Here is a 17,460-nt window from a genome sequence, read left to right as displayed (position 1 = left end):
CGTCACTTCCCGAGCGAGAAACTCGCGCGATATTGGGGCTTGAGCGCTGCCATCACCGCGCCCGTCACCGGCAGGGTGACCTCGTAGCTGCCCTCCGCATAAGGCCCGGCGTTGTAGGGCGGCACGAGCACGCCGATGCGGTCGAACGTCTGCCCGTTGGTGGAGCCCAGGATCACGACCTGTTCGAGCGGATCGATACAGTCGTTGAACATCTCGTCATTGCCCGGAACCACCGGCGCGCCGCGCCGCTTGCCGCGTTCCTTGTTCAGCGCCGCGCAGAACGGCGTCCGCAGTGCCTTCGACAGCGCCGCCTTGCTGACGAAGAGGTCCACCGGCTTGCGCGCCGTTTCCGCATGGCGGTCCCACAACAGCGTGTCGGACCCGCTCATGCCGTGGGCGCCGCCGGAGAATGTGTAGAACTCGGACGAGATCGAGAGCCAGCCGGGCAGACTGGCAACGACCTTCCAGTCCTCCTGATAGCTGTGCGCGTGGTAGGGGAAGTCGTTCTTCTTGGCCTCGGCCCGATCGTCCTTGGCGGAACCGATCAGTTCGGCGCGCTGCTGCTCAAGCTGCTTGTCCAGTTCCGCCTTCAGGCCGGGGATCGCGCCCGCCGCGTCGGGATAGGCATATTCGAACTCGTAGAGGTCGTTCGCCACCTTGTCCTTGCGGCCGCCGCCCACAGGCACGGCGCTGGCATCGTCGGTCGGCGTACCCGCATTCTCGGTGGCCACAGCCGCTTCGGTCGCCTCTGCGGCAACCGTCTGGGTCGCGGAAGGTGCGGGCTCGCTCTTGCAGCCCGCCACCAGAAGCATTGCTGTTGCAACCGACGCCATCAACCCAGCACGATTTCGCATCATTTTCCTCTCGGCTACCGCTCGCGGGGAGGCTAGAGAATCCTTCCATGAGCGACAAGAACGCATTGATTCAGCCCGACCGTGGCCAGAAGGCCGTGACCATCCACCTTGTGAACAAGGATGGACTGGACCAATTCCTGAAGGGCCTGTCGGTTCCGCAGCGGGCCGCGCTGGATGCGCAGAAATTCGCGGGCGATGCCGGCAGCCATGCGATCGTGACCGATGGCGATGGCTGGGCGGTCGTCGCCGGCGTTGCCGATCCCGCCGCATTGACCAGCTGGTGCCTTGGCAAGCTGGCGGACGTGCTGCCCGCCGGCACGTATCGCTGCTCCGGCGGCGAAGTCGGCAAGGCGATGCTGGGCTGGGTGACCGGCCAGTACCGGTTCGACCGCTATCGGTCCGATCCCGCCGACGAAGGCCCGCGCGTGCTGTTGACCAGCGAGGTCAAGGCGATCGACGCGGCGATCGCTGCCGCCGAAGCCACCGAACTGGTGCGCGATCTGGTCAACACGCCTGCCGAGGACATGGGCCCCGGCCAGCTTGAGGCGGAGGCTGAAGGACTGGCCAAGGCGTTCCGCGCGGAAATCCATGTGACGCGCGGCGAAATGCTCGAACGCGAATATCCGATGGTCCACGCCGTCGGCCGAGCGGCGGGCCGCGCCCATGCGCCGCGCCTGATCGAACTGGAATGGGGCGATCCCAAGCACCCCCGCATCGCCGTGATCGGCAAGGGCGTCTGCTTCGATTCGGGCGGGCTGGACATCAAGCCCGGCGCCGGAATGCTGCTGATGAAGAAGGACATGGGCGGCGCGGCGCACGCGCTCGCCCTCGCCCGCCTGATAATGGCCGCCAAGCTGCCGGTCCGCCTGCACCTGCTGGTGCCCGCCGTGGAGAACGCGATCGCCGGCAACTCCTTCCGCCCCGGAGACGTGCTGAAAAGCCGCGCCGGCATCACCGTGGAGATCGGCAATACCGATGCCGAAGGCCGTCTGGTGCTGGGCGATGCCTTGGCCCGTGCGGGCGAGAAGGAGCCGGAACTGGTGATCGACTTCGCCACGCTGACCGGCGCCGCCCGCGTGGCCGTGGGGCCGGACCTGCCCGCGCTGTTCACGCGCCGGGACGAAACCGCGCAGGAGATTCTGGACGCCGGGCTTGCGGTGGACGATCCCTGCTGGCGCCTGCCGCTCTACGACGGCTACCGCGAATATCTGAAGTCCGACATTGCCGACATCAACAATGCCGGATCCAGCGGCTTTGCCGGATCCAGCACCGCCGCGCTGTTCCTGGACCGCTTCGTGCCGGCCGGAACCGACTGGATTCACTTCGATACTTTCGCATGGCGGCCCGCCACGAAGCCCGGTCGCCCGAAGGGCGGCGATGCTCTGGGCCTGCGCGCGGCATGGCACGTGTTGCAACAGCGCTACACCCCAACGGGCGGCTGATGTTGCGAAATGGACGAGCCCCCGCTAAGCGCGCGCATCTTTGCTTTTGGAGATTCCCCCGCGTTGGCCACTGAGGATTCCTATACCCGCTCCCCGAACGACGGCACGCCTGCCCTGAAGCAGCTTGCCATGACGGGGCCTAGCGTGACCGCGGATCCCGGCTGCCTGCCCGTTCGCGGCGACCTTGCGCACATCAAGCTCGCCGGGCGTTGCTTCGTGCCGCACTATGCGGTGCCGATGCCGCACACGATCCTGGACGGCGCCGTGCTGCGCACTTTCGGGCGTGACGAGGCGGAAGCGATTCGCGACCTGCCGGTGGGCGAGACTTTCAACGTGCTGGACATCGCCGGTCAGTGGGCCTGGGGCCAGCTGGGCGAAGACGGCCAGGTCGGCTATGTTGCCCTGAGCCAGATCGAGACTGTGAAGTAATGGCAAAGAGCGTCTTCATCGACGGTGCCGCCGGCACCACCGGGCTCGAAATCGCGGAACGGCTTGCCGGCCGCGACGAATTCGAACTGATCGTCCTCGACGAAGCGCGTCGCAAGGACGATGCCGCCCGCGCAGAAGCGCTCAACGCCGCCGATTTCGTGATCCTCTGCCTGCCGGACGATGCCGCCAAGGCCGCCGTCGGCATGATCAGCAACGATACCACGCGGGTGATCGACGCCTCTTCCGCGCACCGCGTTGCGCCGGGCTGGACTTACGGCTTCCCCGAAGTGATCGGCCGCGACACCGTGGCCGCCGCACGCTTCGTCAGCAATCCGGGCTGCTATCCCACCGGCTTCATCGCGCTGGTCGCGCCCCTGGTGCGCGCCGGGTTGCTGCCGGCCGACTGGCCCTATGTGTGCCATGCCGTCTCCGGCTATTCGGGCGGCGGCAAGGCGCTGATCGCCCGGTTCGAGGAAGACCGTGACGTGGCGTTCCGCGCCTATGGCCTGGCGCTCGGCCACAAGCATGTGCCGGAAATGACCGCGCATGTCGGCCTTGCCCATGCCCCGATCTTCGCCCCCGCCGTGGTGCCCGCGCATCGCGGCATGCTGGTCGAAGTGCCGCTGCACCTTTCGATGATGGCGAAGGCCGGCACCGCCGCCGAACTGCGCGCCGCGCTCGCCGAGTTCTATGCCGGCAGCCCGGTCGTCTCGGTGGTCGACGACCAGCCCGACGAACTGCTGCTGCGCGCCTCGATGGAGCCGGTCGACAGCCTGACCTTGCGCGTGCTGGGTGCCGGAGACGGTTCGCAGGCCCGCATGGTCGCCATGCTCGACAACTTGGGCAAGGGCGCGAGCGGCGCTGCGGTGCAGAACCTGAACCTGATGGCCGGCCTTCCCGAGACGGCCGGGCTTAGGCTCTAGACAAAAGCTTCTTCCTGAATCACCATGAGCGCCGCAGATCCAACTGGACCTGCGGCGCTTTTCGCATGGGCCGCATGCCGGCGTTAACCGCGCCGCTAACGATCGAGCCCAAAACGCCTTGCACTTAGGCAGCGCTTGCACAATTTTCAGGCACACCCTGCCCATTTCTTGAACAGATGTTGTGCCCATCCATGGGTTTACCCGCATAAGGCTGCTAAACAGCCCTGCAAAAGGTGAAAATCCGGGCTTTTCGCGCCTGCACACTTCGCCTAGGACTGCCCCATCCGCATTGGCACGATTCTTGATGGGAGTCGCGCGCGAGGAAGCTGGTTCCCGGGACCGGACACCTCATCGGAAAGAAGCCGGGAACAAGCGCAGGGGTCTAGACAGGCGTGAAGAAAATCGAAGCGATCATCAAGCCGTTCAAACTCGACGAAGTGAAGGAAGCGCTGCACGAAGTGGGCGTCTCGGGCATCACCGTTACCGAGGCGAAAGGTTTCGGCCGCCAGAAGGGCCACACCGAACTCTATCGCGGCGCCGAATACGTGGTCGACTTCCTGCCCAAGGTGAAGCTTGAGGTAGTCGTGCCCGATGCCCTGGCCGAACGCGTTGTGGAGGCGATTGCCGACGCCGCGCAGACCGGCCGCATCGGCGATGGCAAGATTTTCGTCGTGCCGATCGAAACCGCCGTCCGCATCCGCACCGGCGAGCGCGACGACGACGCTCTCTAAAGAGAGCCGATCGACGCACTGGATTTCGTGGGAGGGGCCGTCCGTCGCCTGACGGGCACGCCTTCCCGCACAGAGATTTTCCGGGCCCGTCCCCTAGCGGAGACTGGACCGGATCGGGAATGGAGGGTCGGGGGGCCGTCCATTCCCGAAAGACACGAATTGCCCAAACTCAAAGTCTCTTTCGGGATCGGAAGAGCATCACTGGAGAACCAAGATAATGGCTAGTGCAAAGGACGTCCTCAAGAAGATCAAGGACGAAGAGATCGAGTGGGTTGATCTGCGTTTCACCGACCCGAAGGGCAAGTGGCAGCACCTCACCATGGTCTCGACGATCCTGGGCGAGGACGAGCTGGAAGACGGCCTGATGTTCGACGGTTCGTCGATCGAAGGCTGGAAGGCCATCAACGAGTCGGACATGATCCTCAAGCCCGACCTCGACGCCGTCTACACCGATCCGTTCTCGGCCACCCCGATGCTGATCCTGTTCTGCGACATCGTGGAACCTTCGACCGGCGAACTCTATGCCCGCGACCCGCGCTCGACCGCGAAGCGCGCTGAATCGTTCGTGAAGTCGGCCGGCTTCGGCGACACCGTGTACGTCGGCCCCGAAGCCGAATTCTTCATGTTCGACGACGTGAAGTTCTACGACGGTTACGAAGGCAACGGCTTCAAGATCGACGATATCGAACTGCCCGGCAACTCGGACAAGTCGTACGACCAGGGCAACCTGGGCCACCGTCCGCGCGCCAAGGGCGGCTACTTCCCGGTCGCTCCGGTCGACTCGGCCGTCGACATCCGCGCCGAGATGGTCACCACCATGCTCGAAATGGGCCTGCCCTGCGACAAGCACCACCACGAAGTGGCCGCTGCCCAGCACGAACTCGGCCTGACCTTCGGTACGCTGGTCCAGACCGCCGACCGCATGCAGATCTACAAGTACGTCGTGCACATGGTCGCGCAGGCCTATGGCAAGACCGCCACGTTCATGCCGAAGCCGATCATGAAGGACAACGGCTCGGGCATGCACACGCACATCTCGATCTGGGACAAGGGCAACCCGCTGTTCGCCGGTAACGGCTATGCCGGTCTCTCGGACATGTGCCTGTACTTCATCGGCGGCGTCATCAAGCACGCCAAGGCCCTGAACGCCTTCACCAACCCGACCACCAACAGCTACAAGCGCCTGGTGCCGGGCTACGAAGCCCCCGTGCTGCTCGCCTACTCGGCGCGCAACCGTTCGGCTTCGTGCCGCATCCCTTACGGTGCGGGCGACAAGGCAAAGCGCGTGGAATTCCGCTTCCCCGACGCGATGGCCAACCCGTACCTGTGCTACGCCGCGTTGCTGATGGCTGGCCTGGACGGCATCAAGAACAAGATCCACCCTGGCGACGCCATGGACAAGAACCTCTACGATCTGCCGCCGGCCGAACTCGCCGAAGTGCCGACCGTTTGCGGTTCGCTCCGTGAAGCTCTGGACTCGCTGGCTGCCGACTACGAATTCCTTCTCGAAGGCGGCGTGTTCACCAAGGACCAGATCGAAGCCTACCTCGAACTCAAGTGGCCCGAAGTGCTGCGCTGGGAAACCACGCCGTCGGCCGTCGAGTTCGACATGTACTACAGCGCCTGATCGCGCTGCCTTCCGAAAGGAAGGGAAACCTCGGTTCACCGAGCGGGGCGTCCGGACTTGTCCGGGCGCCCTTTTTCTTTACCCTCTCCATCGGCCGTCCCCGCCCCGCGCTGCCCCGCTGCGACCATTGGCGACATGACGGCGGGAACAGCGGCCGGTATGCAACCGTTGCCTTTTTCCCGGAAGGAGACCCTGCATGGCCCGCACCCGCAGCACATTGACCATGGGAACCGCCGCCCTTGCCCTGCTGGCGCTCTCGGCTTCCATAGGCGCGCAGCCGCAACCGCCCCAAGACCAAGGGCCGCGGCAAGGATCACCGCAAGGCGACCGCCCCGGCGCATTGGCAGGCCAGGGCCCTCGCGACGCCCCCCGCGACACACCGCATGAGGCCGGACGGCAAAACCCTCCCGGAGACCGCCCAAACGCGCAGCCGCGCCTGCAGGAACAGGGCCGCCAGCCGCAGCGCGATCAGCAGCAGCGCCCGCAAGTCCACTCCGAGGCATCGCCTTCGCGCCCCGACGCGCCCGAGCGGGACGCCCAGCGCGACCAGCCCCGCGATCCCGGCCGCGGCCAACGCCCGGACGGCGACCGCCCGCGTGAGGGCGGCGCCGGCACCCCCGACCAGCCGCGCCAACAGGAAGCCGAGCGCCGGCGCGAGCAGGAGCAGCATTGGCAGCAACAGCGCCAGGACGGCAGCCAGGGCCTCCGGCCGATCCGCGCGGACGTGCGCGAGGTGGCCCACAAGGATACCCAAGGCCGCGAATTTCAGGTGCCGACCAACGATCGCGTCAACGTGGTGACCACACCGGGCCGCTTCGACTGGGCCGGCCAAAGCTCACGCCGCAGCTTCGACGGTTGCCCGCCGGGCATCGCCAAGCGGTACGCGAACTGCGCCCCGCCCACCCTTTCCGAACCGGCCCCTAACCGCTGGAACCAGCCGGGCTGGTACGGCGATTACAACCGCGAATCCGGCTATCGCTATACCGACGGCTATCTGCTGCGCCTGGGCGCGGACAGCGCGGTCACCAGCTATGTCCCGCTGCTTGGCGGTGCCCTCGCCGTGGGGCAGCCATGGCCCGGCACTTACGGCGCCATGGCGCTGCCCGACTATTATTCGCGCTATTACGATCTCGGCCCGGCCAGCAGCTATCGTTACTATGACAACGTGATCTACCGCCTCGATCCGGACGACGCCGCGATCACCGCCGTTGCCGCGCTATTGACCGGAAACAGCATAGAGGTCGGCCGCCCGATGCCGGCCGGCTACGATGTCTACAACGTGCCTTATCGCTATCGCGACCAGTACTACGATGGGCGGGACGCGTTATACCGCTATTCAGATGGGACGATCTATCAACTCGATCCCGCCACCCGCATTGTCCGGGCGGCCATCGAATTGCTCGCCTGACCGGCCCCGTCCCTGCCCCTGCTTCAAGGTTCCCCGCCATGCGCAAAGCCCACTTCGCCACACCGCTGCTTGCCACCGCGCTGATCCTTGCCGGCTGCTCCGGCAAGTCGCCCTCTGCCGATGCCTCCAGCGAAGTGGCGCAAGTGACCCCGGCCAGCGAAACCCTGCCCGAAGTGCTAGACGATGCCGATGGCATGCAGACCATGGCAGAGGCGCTCAAGACCACGGGGATAGAGGGCGTGTTCAACGACAGGGGCAGCTACACGCTGCTCGCCCCGGAAGACGATGCCTTCGATGCACTGGGCGACAAGGCCAAGACGCTGACCGAGGCAAAGGACCACGCCGCACTGGCCGCGCTGGTGCGCGATCACATGCTGACCGGCTACATGACGCCGGAAGATATCTCCGCCGCCATCGCCGCCAGCAAGACGGGCAAGGTGGCGATGCCTACGCTGGGCGGCGGTTCGGTGACGTTCACCAAGACCGGCGATGCGATCACGGTAACCGCTGACGATGGGTCGCAGGCCATGATCGAGGACAATCCCGTTGCCGGCGGGGCCAGCATCGCGATCCCGGTAAGCGGAGTGCTGCGCAAGTTCTGAGGGAGCGCCGCCTGCCTAAAACCGTTTTCCTACAGCCCCACATCCGGCTTACTTGTTGGGCCTTCTCGACATCACGGAGAGGCCCCATGCTGGACCGCAAGCCAATTTTCGATGAAGTCCGCCAGTTGCTCGGACGCAGTTTCAATCCGCAGGACGTCGCCCGGATCGATGCCGCTATAGACCGCGCTCTCGGTACGGCCACTGAGCATGTTCTGGGCAACGCAGGCCGCTTGCTCATCAAGACTTGGGAAGGCTGCGCGAAAAAGCGCGCCGATGGCCGGTTCGATGCCTATCCCGACCCGGGTAGCAGTGACGGCCTCCCCTGGACGATCGGCTGGGGATCGACCGGTACGGACATCGGCCCGGACACGGTCTGGACGCTGGCCGAGTGCGACGCCCGCTTCACATCCGATATCCAACGCTATGTCGACGCCGTCGCGCAGTTCATCGGCACGGCAACTACCACACCCAACCAGTTCGATGCGCTGGTCTCGTTTCACTACAACACCGGCGCCATTGCCGGATCGACGCTCGGCAAACTGCACCGGCAGGGCCAGTTCGCCGAGGCGCAGCAGGAATTCGGCAAATGGGTCTACAACGACCACAAGGTGCTGGAAGGACTGAAGAAACGCCGGGCAGCGGAGGCAGCACTCTACGGCAAGCCTTGACTGAACATTGCTCCGCCGAACGATGCGGCTCTATCGTCGCCCCCTTTGCGCGCTAGGCGCGCATCACGAATTTTCCGGCGGACAGGCTCGTCCCACAGCACCGTGATGAGCAACGCTGCGATTAATGCGACGACGAGGTAGATCGCGAACCACGCAAAGCGTTCCGCCAGCCCAGCCCCTCGCAGCAAAAAAGCCTGAAACACAAAAAGGACAGGGAAATGGATGAGGTATAGCGGATAAGATACGCGCCCCAACCAATTCCACAGACATGATGAGTTGAGCGAAAGCACGCCGGCGATCAAAAGCAGAGGGAGAACAACCAGCACGAGGATCGCGTCCACCACGGCCGTAGGTTGCGGAATCGCAAACACCCCCAGAAGAAGAAGCGCCACCATCGCAAGGCTCGGACGCCGCATCCATCGGTCCATTGCACCTGCGTCAAATGCGCGCCAGAGAATCACGCCCAACGTGAACGACACTCCCGTGCGTGGTATTCCGCACAGCGCGTTCTTCGCCTCGAATCCAACGGAAACCATCGTCCAGCGGAACCCGACCACGATCAGGCATGCGGCAAAGCCCAGCCACAACCAACGCAGGGCGCGGTCACTTGCTCGGGCAAGAAAGAGGGCGAACGCCAAACTCGCCGCGACCTCCCAAAACAACGACCACGCAGGGGGATTCAATGCCCACATAGTGGCGTCCGGCCCATGCAGGAACGGCGCAGGTAGCAACACCAGTTGCGCCGCCATTGCCGGAGCAACGTCAATCCACGCCACGCCTTGCCTGAAACTGAATCCAACCCCGCCCGCCACAATGCCGAGGAACAGCATAGGATAGAGGCGATCGAATCTCGCTTTTGCGAATTGCACCAGCGACATGTTGGAAGCCAACTTCGCTTGATAGGCGTGAGCGATGACAAAACCGCTGAGGATAAAGAAGAAGTCTACAGCAAGGTAGCCGTGCGGAAGCGGTTGGAAGCCCAGAATGCGATGCGAATGATGGACTACGACAGCAAGCGCGGCAACGCCCCGCAGGCCATCAAGTCCGTCGAAATATCTTGGCGCCTTGCTACCCATCGCGGAATTCCCCTAACGGACATGCGCAGCCCGCTAAGGCATGGGTAGCGGCCGACGGTTAACGGTAAGTGGTTTTCCTGACCAAGATGTCGTCAACCCGCCAGTGGGATGACGATGCCGGTATCGACCTTTACCCGATCGAGCGCGATCAGGGACGCATAGCTGGCGATGCACTCGTTCTCCGCAAACAGTTCCCGCGTCAGTGCCTCGTAGGCGCGCATGTCGCTGGTGACGATGACCAGCACGAAGCTTATGCCGCCGGTGACATAGTAGCACTGCTGCACTTCCGAACGGGCGCGGAACAGCGCCTTGGCCGCATCGACGGTGGAGGCGCGCTCATCGCACAGGGTCACTTGTACGATCGAGGTCACGTCCTGGCCCAGCGCCACCGGATCGACGAGTGCCACGTTGCGGGCGATCACGCCGGCAGCCTCCATCGCCGCGATGCGCCGCTGCACCGCCGCGGCCGACAGATTCACCGCCTCGGCAATGCGCCGCTGCGGGGTTCGCGCATCCTGCTGGACGATGCGAAGGATCGCGCGGTCGAACGAATCGAGCCGACGATGCGCTTGCGACGAAGATTTGCTGCCGGATCTGGTCATCCAACGGGTTTTTGTTGCGTTTGATCCCCAAATCAAGAGCGCATGCCTCACTTGGATGATGATATGTCCCACCGGATCGAATGGGGCTGGAGTGTGAAGATGGAACTGGCGGGAAGCATGGCGGCAGACACCACGGCCACGCGCTCGACACTGCTTGGCGTGCTCTGCGGCGCCGGCGCCGGTGCGCTTTGGGGGCTGGTGTTCCTGGCTCCCGAACTCGTGCGCGCGTTCGGTCCGCTGGAACTGACCATCGGCCGCTACGTCTGCTACGGCGCGATCTCGGCGCTGCTGCTGGCACCGCGCTGGAAAGCCGTGACCGCGCAGATCCCGCGCGAAGGCTGGATCGCGCTCATCTGGCTCGCGCTGGCGGGCAATACGCTTTACTTCGTGCTGCTGGTCAACGCCGTGCATATCGGCGGGATCGCCATGACCTCGATCATCGTCGGCTTCCTGCCGGTGACCGTCACCGTCGTCGGCAGCCGTGATCATGGCGCGGTGCCGCTGGCCAGACTGGCCCCGTCGCTGCTGCTCTGCGCGGCGGGCGTGCTGTGCATCGGCTGGCAGGCCATTGCCGCCCCCGGCGATACGCCGCTGATGTCACGCCTGATCGGACTGGCCTGCGCCGTGGGCGCGCTGGCATCATGGAGCGCCTTCGCGGTGGGCAACAGCCGCTGGCTGGCGCGATTGGACACCGTTTCCGCGCATGACTGGAATCTGTTGCTGGGCGTCGTTACCGGGCTTCAAGGCGTGGTGCTGATCCCGCTGGCAATCTGGCAGGCAGATGCCGCGCGCTCGGCCGACCAGTGGACCGGCTTTCTGACCGTTTCGCTGGGGATCGCCGTACTGGCCTCGATCGCCGGCAACGCCCTGTGGAACCGCGCGAGCCGCCTGCTGCCACTGACGCTGGTGGGCCAGATGATCCTGTTCGAAACGCTGTTCGCGCTGGTCTACGCGCTGATCTGGGAACATCGCCTGCCGACGGTGTTCGAAGTTGCCGCCTTCGTGCTGCTGGTGACGGCGGTGCTCACCTGCCTTGCCGCGCATCGCAAGCCGGCGGCAGACCTGGCTCCGCTTGGCGAAGGCGCGGCGCACTGAGGCGCCTTTCCCCTGCCAATCGATAGTACAACATCATCGTCATCCCCGCGAAGGCGGGGATCCAGATTCTTCCTGCCTTAGCGCTTGGCGCAAGAAAGCGGGGCCCCCGCCTGCGCGGGGGCGACGGAGAGCTGTTTCGAAAATCTGCGTATCAATCCACCGGTACCGCCAAGGCTCCGCTCTCAAGCGCTACTCCGCCGGCGGCTCCCACAGTTCCACCGGGTTGCCTTCCGGATCATGGATGCGGGCGAACCTGCCGGTTTCCGGCGTGTCCCATTCCGGATTGGTGATCACCTCGATCCCGGCCTCACGCAATTTGCCAAGCAGCGCGTCCAGCCCGGTCACGCGGAAATTGATCATCCATTGCCGGTCTGCGGGAAAGTAATCCGTATCGTGCGCAAAGGGCATGAACACGGTCGGCCCGGCCTGCTGCGTCCACTGGTAGGGATTGTCCGGTGCGATGCCGAGATGGGTGCGATACCAGTCGAGCAAGGCCTTGGGCTCCCGGGCCCGGAAGAACACGCCACCGATCCCGACTGCCGCCATCACGCTCTCCCGCGCTGTTCCGATTACCCGTTGCCGGTGATCACCCCGTGATCGAGGGCACCCCATCCTTGCGCGCATTGCCGCCAAGATCGTCGCGGCCGCGCGGATTGGCCACGGCAGAGGCGATCAGACGCTCCTGCTCCGAAGCGCTGAAGCGTTCCCAGCCGGTGCGGCCCAGCTTTTCCATCGGCCGGAAGCGCACCTTGTACTGCATGCGCGGCGATCCTTCGACCCAGTAGCCGAGGTAGACGTAGGAAAGGTCCATCTCGCACGCGCGGCTGATATGGTCGAGGATGATGTAAGTGCCCAGCCCCTGCCGCTCATGATGCGGATCGTAGAAGCTGTAGATCATCGAAAGACCGTCGCACTGGCGGTCCGTCAGGCAGGCGCCGACCAGGCGGCCCGGCGTCACGCCGTCTTCCGAAGGCTCGCGATATTCGACCACGTAGCTGGTGACGGGGGTGTGTTCCACCATGTCGGCGAAATCCACCTCGTCCATCGAGGTCATGCCGCCTTCTGGATGGCGCACCGCGAGGTAACGCTGAAGCAACTCGAACTGCTCGCTGGTGGACCACGGCCGGCAGACGGTGGCGACGAGATCGCTGTTGCGCTTGATCAGGCGCTTCTGCGTGCCGGAAGGCACGAATTCCGCCGCCACCACGCGCACCGAAATGCAGGCGCTGCAGTCCAGACAGGACGGGCGATAGGCCACCGTCTGGCTGCGGCGAAAACCGATGCGGCCCAGCGCATCGTTCAGCGAATCGGCGTGGGGCCCCTTCAGTTCGGTGAAGACCTTGCGCTCGCTACGCCCTGGCAAATAGGGGCATGGCGCCGGGCTGGTCACGAAAAACCGGGGAAAGCGAACGGGTGCCGTCACGGGCGCAGTCTATCCTCTGGCTGGCGGAGAGGCGGCCACTGGTTAAGCCTCCTATCCGTGTCTGCCCTGAATATGCATACGGCTTGGCAGCGTTGAAAGTGTTTTAACCACAAATCTGGACCTGTCGGCAACGGAATCGGACGGAGCAACGCCGATTAACCCTTTATTGTCCCGGAACAGGCCGGATCCGCGGACAATGATTTTTTTGAAAGGGCAAGATCCGGCCGAAGATCGCTCTCCGGCCGGATGTGTTCTTCAATCGGTTTCGACCTGACGCACTTCGTAGCCTTCGCGGCGCAAGGCGGAAACCAGCGCGTCCAGTTGTTCCTTGTCGCGCGCCTCGCACTCGATTTCGGTGACGAGGCCCTTGGCCGGCAGGTGGGTGAAGATGCGCTGATGGAACACCTCGATGATGTTCACATTGTGCTCCTGGAACACCTTGGCCACCTTGAACAGCGCGCCGGCACGGTCCTGCAGACCGATCTTCAGGCGCGCGAGGCGGCCCGAGCGGGCCAGGTCGCGCAGCAGCACGTTGGCCAGCAGGCGCGTGTCGATATTGCCGCCCGAAAGCACGATGCCGACCTTGCGCCCCGCGAACAGTTCGCGATTGGCCATCATCGCGGCAAGCCCGGTCGCCCCCGCCCCTTCCACCAGCGTCTTCTCGATCTGGAGAAGCAGCGCCAACGCACTCTCGATGCCCGATTCGCTGACGAGCAGGAACTCGTCCAGCAGACCGCGCAGCACGGTGGAGGTCATCTGTCCGGGCGAGAACACGGCAATGCCCTCTGCCAGCGTGTCCCCGCCGATCGGCAGGCTGGTGCCCTTCAGCAGGTTGTACATCGAAGGGTAGAGCTGTGCCTCAACGCCGATCAGGCGGATGTCGGGATTGATCGCACGCGCCGCGGTGCCCATGCCGGTGGCAAGCCCGCCGCCGCCGATCGGCAGCACCAGCGTATCGAGGTCCGGCACGTCCTCCAGCATCTCCAGCGCGACGGTGCCCTGCCCGGCGGCAACATGCGGATCGTCGAACGGGTGGATGAAGGTCAGCCCCAGTTCGCCTTCCAGCTTGCGCGCATGGGCATAGGCCTCATCGAAGCTTTCGCCTTCCAGCACGACCTTGCCGCCCACGCTTTCGGTCTGCATCACCTTCACGGTGGGCGTGGTGCGCGGCATCACGATGGTCACGGGCACGCCGAGACGCGTGCCGTGGTAGGACAGGCCCTGGGCGTGGTTGCCGGCCGACGCGGCGATCACGCCGCGCGACTTGCGTTCTTCATCCAGCAGCAGAAGGGCATTGAGCGCGCCGCGTTCCTTGTAGGCGGCGGTGAATTGAAGGTTTTCGAACTTGAGCCAGACGTCGGCCCCGGTGATTGCACTCAGCGTGGTCGAATGGAGAGTGGGAGTGCGGACGACCTTGCCAATAATTCGCCCCGCCGCCGCACGAACGTCATCGGCGGTGAGGAGTGCCTGAACAGGCTCCTCGGCGGTCTTGAGCATTGGCTGTTCCATAGAAGGCCGCGCCTAACGGAATGCGATGCAATTGGGAAGGCTCGTGTCATGAAAAAGCGCAATAGGCCGTGCCATGGCAATTTTATTGCATGGAGCAGTTGCAAACGCCGCACTCCAGGCTGCGTCCGGCGATGGTTCGGCACGGCGCAATGCGCGGGATAAGCGCTCCCGCGTGGTTTGCTTTCCTACAAAACGCGCTAGAAAGAATGCCATGAGCGAACGACGCAAGGTTTCCTTCATCGGCCTCGGCGTAATGGGCGGCGCAATCGCGCGGCACATCGCGTTGGCGGGCCACGAACTCACCATCTACAACCGCTCGCCAGAGCGGGCGCGGAAATGGGCGGATGACAATCCGGGCCTGGCCCACCGCATCGCCGCCAATCCGGCGCATGCGGCGCAGGATGCCGAAGTGGTGATCACTTGCGTCGGCAACGACGATGACTTGTCCGAAGTCGTACTGGGCCCCAACGGCGTGTTCCGCATGCTGAAGAAGGGCGCGACCTTCATCGATCACACCACCGTTTCCGCCCGCATCGCGCGGCAGATCTCGGTAGAGGCGCGGGACTTGCGCATCCACTGCGTGGACGCACCGATGACCGGATCGCAGATCGGCGCCGAACAGGGCACGCTCACGCTGATGTGCGGCGGGCGGGATGAAGCGATCGAGGCCGCGCGCCCGGTGATGGAGGCCTACTCCGCCCGCATCGTCCATGTCGGCAAGGCAGGCTCTGGGCAGATCGCCAAGATGGCCAACCAGATCTGCATCGCCGGCAATGTGGCCGCGCTGGCGGAGGCGGTGCGCTTCGCGCAGGCATCGCATCTGGACATGGACAAGGTCTATGAAGCGATTTCCGGCGGCGCCGCGCAATCGTGGCAGATGGACAACCGCTGGCACTCCATGAACGCGGACGATTTCGATTTCGGCTTCGCGATCGACTGGATGCGCAAGGACCTTGGCCTCAGCCTCGACGAAGGACGCGGGCTTGGCGTCTCGCTGCCGGTGGCCGCGCTGATCGACCAGTTCTTCGCCGACATCCAGGCGCAAGGCGGCGGCCGCCTCGACACCAGCGCGATCATCAAGCGTCTGCCGAAAAAGGGTAATCCGTGAATTTCAGGAAAGGCGCGGGGCTCGCCCTGCTGCTCGCTTCGACCGGCATCGCTCATCCGGCGCTGGCCGACGTTCTGGTCGACAACGTCAACGGCGTCACCGGAGATGGCAAGGGCGGCGTGGAGCACTTCGAAGGCTTCCTGATCGACGATCAGGGCCGCGTCGCGCAAGTCTTCCATCATGGTGAGAAGCGTCCGAAGAAGGTCGCCTATCAGGTGGACGGCAAGGGCCGCAACGTGGTCCCCGGCATGATCGACGCGCACGGCCATGTCATGGCGACGGGCTTCGCGAAGATGACGCTGGACCTGTCGATGGCGAAGACGCTGGACGAGGCGCTCTCGCGCGTGACTGCATGGTCCGCCGCACATCCGGACCTGCCGTGGATCCTGGGCAGCGGGTGGAACCAGATGCAGTGGGGGCTTGATCGCATGCCCACCGCCGCCGAGCTGGACCGCGCGACCGGGGGTAAGCCCGCATGGCTCAGCCGCGTAGACGGCCATGCCGGTTGGGCCAATTCCGCTGCCATCGCTGCCGCGGGCGTCACCGCCGCCACCGCCGATCCCAAGGGCGGAGAGATCGTGCGTGCCACCGGCTCCAAGGCACCGGCGGGCGTTTTCGTGGACGGTGCCATGGCGCTGATCGAGGCGCGCGTGCCCAAGCCCCGGCCGGAGGATCGCGACACCGCGTTTGGCGAAGCGCAGCTTGCGCTGCTGGCGCAGGGAGTCACCGCGATTGCCGACATGGGCACCTCCATCGAGGACTGGCAGGCCTTCCGCCGCGCCGCCGACCTTGGCAACTTGCGCATCCGCGTGGTCTCCTATGCCGACGGCATCGACAACATGGTGCTGATCGGCGGGCCGCACCCGACGCCGTGGCTCTATGCCGATCGCCTGAAAATGAACGGCGTGAAGCTCTATCTCGACGGCGCGCTGGGTTCACGCGGGGCTTGGCTTAAAGCGCCCTATGCCGATGCGCCGGGCACCAAAGGCCTGCCGCGCATGGACCAGACGCAGCTGGGCAACCTGATGAGCCGCGCCGCGATCGACAACTTCCAGATCGCCGTCCACGCCATCGGTGATGAGGCGAACGCCACGGTGCTCGATTCGATCGCCGAGCTTTCCGCCACCTACAAGGGCGACCGGCGCTGGCGGATCGAGCATGCGCAGATCGTCGATCCGGCCGACATCCCCCGCTTCGGCCAGTTCGGCACGGTCGCCTCGATGCAGCCGCAGCACGAAGCATCCGACCGGACGATGGCCGAGGCGCGGCTTGGCCCACAGCGGCTTGCCGGGGCCTATGCCTGGAAGTCGATTGCGGCAACCGGGGCGAAGCTGGCCTTCGGTTCGGACACGCCGGTGGAGCCTTCAGAGCCGTTCGTCGGGCTCGCCGTCGCCATTTCCCGTCAGGGCGCGGACGGCCAGCCGTTCAACGGCTGGCAGCCGCAGGAGATCATCTCGCGCGAAGCGGCGCTCAATGCCTACACCACCGGCGCGGCCTACGCGATGTTCGCCGAGGATCGCCTTGGCCGCATCGCCAAGGGCTATCGCGCGGACTTCCTGTTCGTCGATGTCGATCCTATGCTGGCCACGCCCGCTCAACTGCGCGCGACCAAGGTGATGGAGACCTGGATCGGCGGCCAGATGGCGTGGTCCGCGGCGAAGGACCGGATCATTCCGGAGAAGAAGGTTGAGGCCGACTCCGGGCGCTGAGGTCACCGCCTAACGATTCAAGCGCGCTTCGCCGTTTCGGATTTGAGATACGCGGAGGCCCTGCGGAATGCTGGGGCCTCCGCGCTGGAATTGTGCGGCCTGTACGTCAACGATGCGAGCGCAGGAAACGCTACGCCTGCACGTACATCGTGATGGTAGAAGCCGAGAGGGCGCTGCAAATTACCTCGTCGCCCCCGCGAAGGCGGGGGCCCCGCTTCCTTTCTCCGACATTCGCCCGGAAATGCGGAATCCCC

Annotated in this window: 17 protein-coding genes; 11 read left to right on the top strand and 6 right to left on the bottom strand. The window is 64.9% G+C overall.

The window, feature by feature from the left end; genetic code table 11:
• Positions 1 to 2: 2 nt before the first annotated feature.
• Entirely contained in the window at positions 3 to 812 is an 810-nt protein-coding gene (locus WBP07_RS00475) for a PdaC/SigV domain-containing protein (RefSeq protein ID WP_395393432.1), read from the bottom strand.
• A gap of 89 nt (positions 813 to 901) precedes the next feature.
• Between WBP07_RS00475 and WBP07_RS00470 the strand changes: the two genes are divergently transcribed.
• From WBP07_RS00470 to WBP07_RS00435, 8 genes are all read left to right on the top strand, one after another.
• On the top strand, positions 902 to 2,296 hold the full coding sequence (locus WBP07_RS00470) for a leucyl aminopeptidase family protein (protein ID WP_395393431.1): 1,395 nt from the start codon (positions 902 to 904) through the stop codon (positions 2,294 to 2,296).
• A 63-nt stretch (positions 2,297 to 2,359) separates the two neighbouring features.
• A complete protein-coding gene (locus WBP07_RS00465) occupies positions 2,360 to 2,725 on the top strand; it encodes an SH3 domain-containing protein (protein ID WP_395393429.1) in 366 nt (121 codons plus the stop codon).
• The gene (gene argC / locus WBP07_RS00460; protein ID WP_395393428.1) at positions 2,725 to 3,648 is read left to right on the top strand and encodes an N-acetyl-gamma-glutamyl-phosphate reductase; all 924 of its coding nucleotides are present in this window, start codon (positions 2,725 to 2,727) and stop codon (positions 3,646 to 3,648) included. Before WBP07_RS00465 ends, argC begins: the two co-directional genes overlap by 1 nt.
• A 392-nt stretch (positions 3,649 to 4,040) precedes the next feature.
• A complete protein-coding gene (locus WBP07_RS00455) occupies positions 4,041 to 4,379 on the top strand; it encodes a P-II family nitrogen regulator (RefSeq protein ID WP_021233466.1) in 339 nt (112 codons plus the stop codon).
• 217 nt (positions 4,380 to 4,596) lie between these two features.
• Positions 4,597 to 6,006 (top strand): type I glutamate--ammonia ligase, encoded by a 1,410-nt coding sequence (gene glnA, locus WBP07_RS00450; RefSeq protein WP_395393427.1) that lies wholly within the window; start codon positions 4,597 to 4,599, stop codon positions 6,004 to 6,006.
• A gap of 196 nt (positions 6,007 to 6,202) precedes the next feature.
• Positions 6,203 to 7,414, top strand: a complete 1,212-nt coding sequence (locus WBP07_RS00445; protein WP_395393426.1) for a hypothetical protein — start codon at positions 6,203 to 6,205, stop codon at positions 7,412 to 7,414.
• 38 nt (positions 7,415 to 7,452) lie between these two features.
• Entirely contained in the window at positions 7,453 to 8,016 is a 564-nt protein-coding gene (locus tag WBP07_RS00440; protein WP_395393424.1) for a fasciclin domain-containing protein, read from the top strand.
• Between the two features lie 86 nt (positions 8,017 to 8,102).
• Positions 8,103 to 8,684 carry a lysozyme gene (locus WBP07_RS00435; protein WP_395393422.1) on the top strand — a complete coding sequence of 194 codons (582 nt, stop codon included), beginning with the start codon at positions 8,103 to 8,105 and terminating at the stop codon, positions 8,682 to 8,684.
• On the opposite strand, the gene WBP07_RS00430 is transcribed toward WBP07_RS00435, so the two are convergent.
• The gene (locus WBP07_RS00430; protein WP_395393420.1) at positions 8,669 to 9,760 is read right to left on the bottom strand and encodes an acyltransferase family protein; all 1,092 of its coding nucleotides are present in this window, start codon (positions 9,758 to 9,760) and stop codon (positions 8,669 to 8,671) included. The genes WBP07_RS00435 and WBP07_RS00430 overlap by 16 nt on opposite strands.
• Before the next feature lie 92 nt (positions 9,761 to 9,852).
• Positions 9,853 to 10,362, bottom strand: a complete 510-nt coding sequence (locus WBP07_RS00425; RefSeq protein ID WP_395393419.1) for an Lrp/AsnC family transcriptional regulator — start codon at positions 10,360 to 10,362, stop codon at positions 9,853 to 9,855.
• A gap of 117 nt (positions 10,363 to 10,479) precedes the next feature.
• Here WBP07_RS00425 and WBP07_RS00420 point away from each other — a divergent pair, with 117 nt between their 5' ends.
• Positions 10,480 to 11,457, top strand: a complete 978-nt coding sequence (locus WBP07_RS00420; protein WP_395395680.1) for a DMT family transporter — start codon at positions 10,480 to 10,482, stop codon at positions 11,455 to 11,457.
• Between the two features lie 189 nt (positions 11,458 to 11,646).
• Here WBP07_RS00420 and WBP07_RS00415 read toward each other — a convergent pair whose 3' ends face one another.
• The 3 genes from WBP07_RS00415 to WBP07_RS00405 all read right to left on the bottom strand — a co-directional run bounded on the left by WBP07_RS00415 (position 11,647) and on the right by WBP07_RS00405 (position 14,389).
• Positions 11,647 to 12,003, bottom strand: coding sequence for a VOC family protein (locus tag WBP07_RS00415; RefSeq protein WP_395393418.1), 357 nt, complete (start codon positions 12,001 to 12,003; stop codon positions 11,647 to 11,649).
• A gap of 40 nt (positions 12,004 to 12,043) precedes the next feature.
• On the bottom strand, positions 12,044 to 12,880 hold the full coding sequence (locus WBP07_RS00410) for an arginyltransferase (RefSeq protein ID WP_395393417.1): 837 nt from the start codon (positions 12,878 to 12,880) through the stop codon (positions 12,044 to 12,046).
• Positions 12,881 to 13,135: 255 nt separating this feature from the next.
• Positions 13,136 to 14,389 (bottom strand): threonine ammonia-lyase, encoded by a 1,254-nt coding sequence (locus WBP07_RS00405; RefSeq protein ID WP_395393415.1) that lies wholly within the window; start codon positions 14,387 to 14,389, stop codon positions 13,136 to 13,138.
• A gap of 211 nt (positions 14,390 to 14,600) precedes the next feature.
• Here WBP07_RS00405 and WBP07_RS00400 point away from each other — a divergent pair, with 211 nt between their 5' ends.
• The gene (locus WBP07_RS00400) at positions 14,601 to 15,497 is read left to right on the top strand and encodes an NAD(P)-dependent oxidoreductase (protein ID WP_395393414.1); all 897 of its coding nucleotides are present in this window, start codon (positions 14,601 to 14,603) and stop codon (positions 15,495 to 15,497) included.
• A complete protein-coding gene (locus tag WBP07_RS00395) occupies positions 15,494 to 17,206 on the top strand; it encodes an amidohydrolase (protein WP_395393413.1) in 1,713 nt (570 codons plus the stop codon). The genes WBP07_RS00400 and WBP07_RS00395 overlap by 4 nt, the downstream gene beginning before the upstream one ends.
• The last annotated feature ends 254 nt before the right edge of the window (positions 17,207 to 17,460 follow it).

The sequence above is a fragment of the Novosphingobium oxfordense genome (genome assembly GCF_044029435.1).
Lineage (GTDB): Bacteria > Pseudomonadota > Alphaproteobacteria > Sphingomonadales > Sphingomonadaceae > Novosphingobium.
This window is presented reverse-complemented; position numbering and strand designations above follow the sequence as displayed.

Coding starts and splice junctions, on each gene's coding strand:
- WBP07_RS00475 (WP_395393432.1), bottom strand. CDS start 812: ATGCTTCTGGTGGCGGGCTGCAAGAGCGAGCCCGCACCTTCCGCGACC.
- WBP07_RS00470 (WP_395393431.1), top strand. CDS start 902: ATGAGCGACAAGAACGCATTGATTCAGCCCGACCGTGGCCAGAAGGCC.
- argC (WP_395393428.1), top strand. CDS start 2,725: ATGGCAAAGAGCGTCTTCATCGACGGTGCCGCCGGCACCACCGGGCTC.
- glnA (WP_395393427.1), top strand. CDS start 4,597: ATGGCTAGTGCAAAGGACGTCCTCAAGAAGATCAAGGACGAAGAGATC.
- WBP07_RS00445 (WP_395393426.1), top strand. CDS start 6,203: ATGGCCCGCACCCGCAGCACATTGACCATGGGAACCGCCGCCCTTGCC.
- WBP07_RS00440 (WP_395393424.1), top strand. CDS start 7,453: ATGCGCAAAGCCCACTTCGCCACACCGCTGCTTGCCACCGCGCTGATC.
- WBP07_RS00435 (WP_395393422.1), top strand. CDS start 8,103: ATGCTGGACCGCAAGCCAATTTTCGATGAAGTCCGCCAGTTGCTCGGA.
- WBP07_RS00430 (WP_395393420.1), bottom strand. CDS start 9,760: ATGGGTAGCAAGGCGCCAAGATATTTCGACGGACTTGATGGCCTGCGG.
- WBP07_RS00425 (WP_395393419.1), bottom strand. CDS start 10,362: ATGACCAGATCCGGCAGCAAATCTTCGTCGCAAGCGCATCGTCGGCTC.
- WBP07_RS00420 (WP_395395680.1), top strand. CDS start 10,480: ATGGCGGCAGACACCACGGCCACGCGCTCGACACTGCTTGGCGTGCTC.
- WBP07_RS00415 (WP_395393418.1), bottom strand. CDS start 12,003: ATGGCGGCAGTCGGGATCGGTGGCGTGTTCTTCCGGGCCCGGGAGCCC.
- WBP07_RS00405 (WP_395393415.1), bottom strand. CDS start 14,389: ATGGAACAGCCAATGCTCAAGACCGCCGAGGAGCCTGTTCAGGCACTC.
- WBP07_RS00400 (WP_395393414.1), top strand. CDS start 14,601: ATGAGCGAACGACGCAAGGTTTCCTTCATCGGCCTCGGCGTAATGGGC.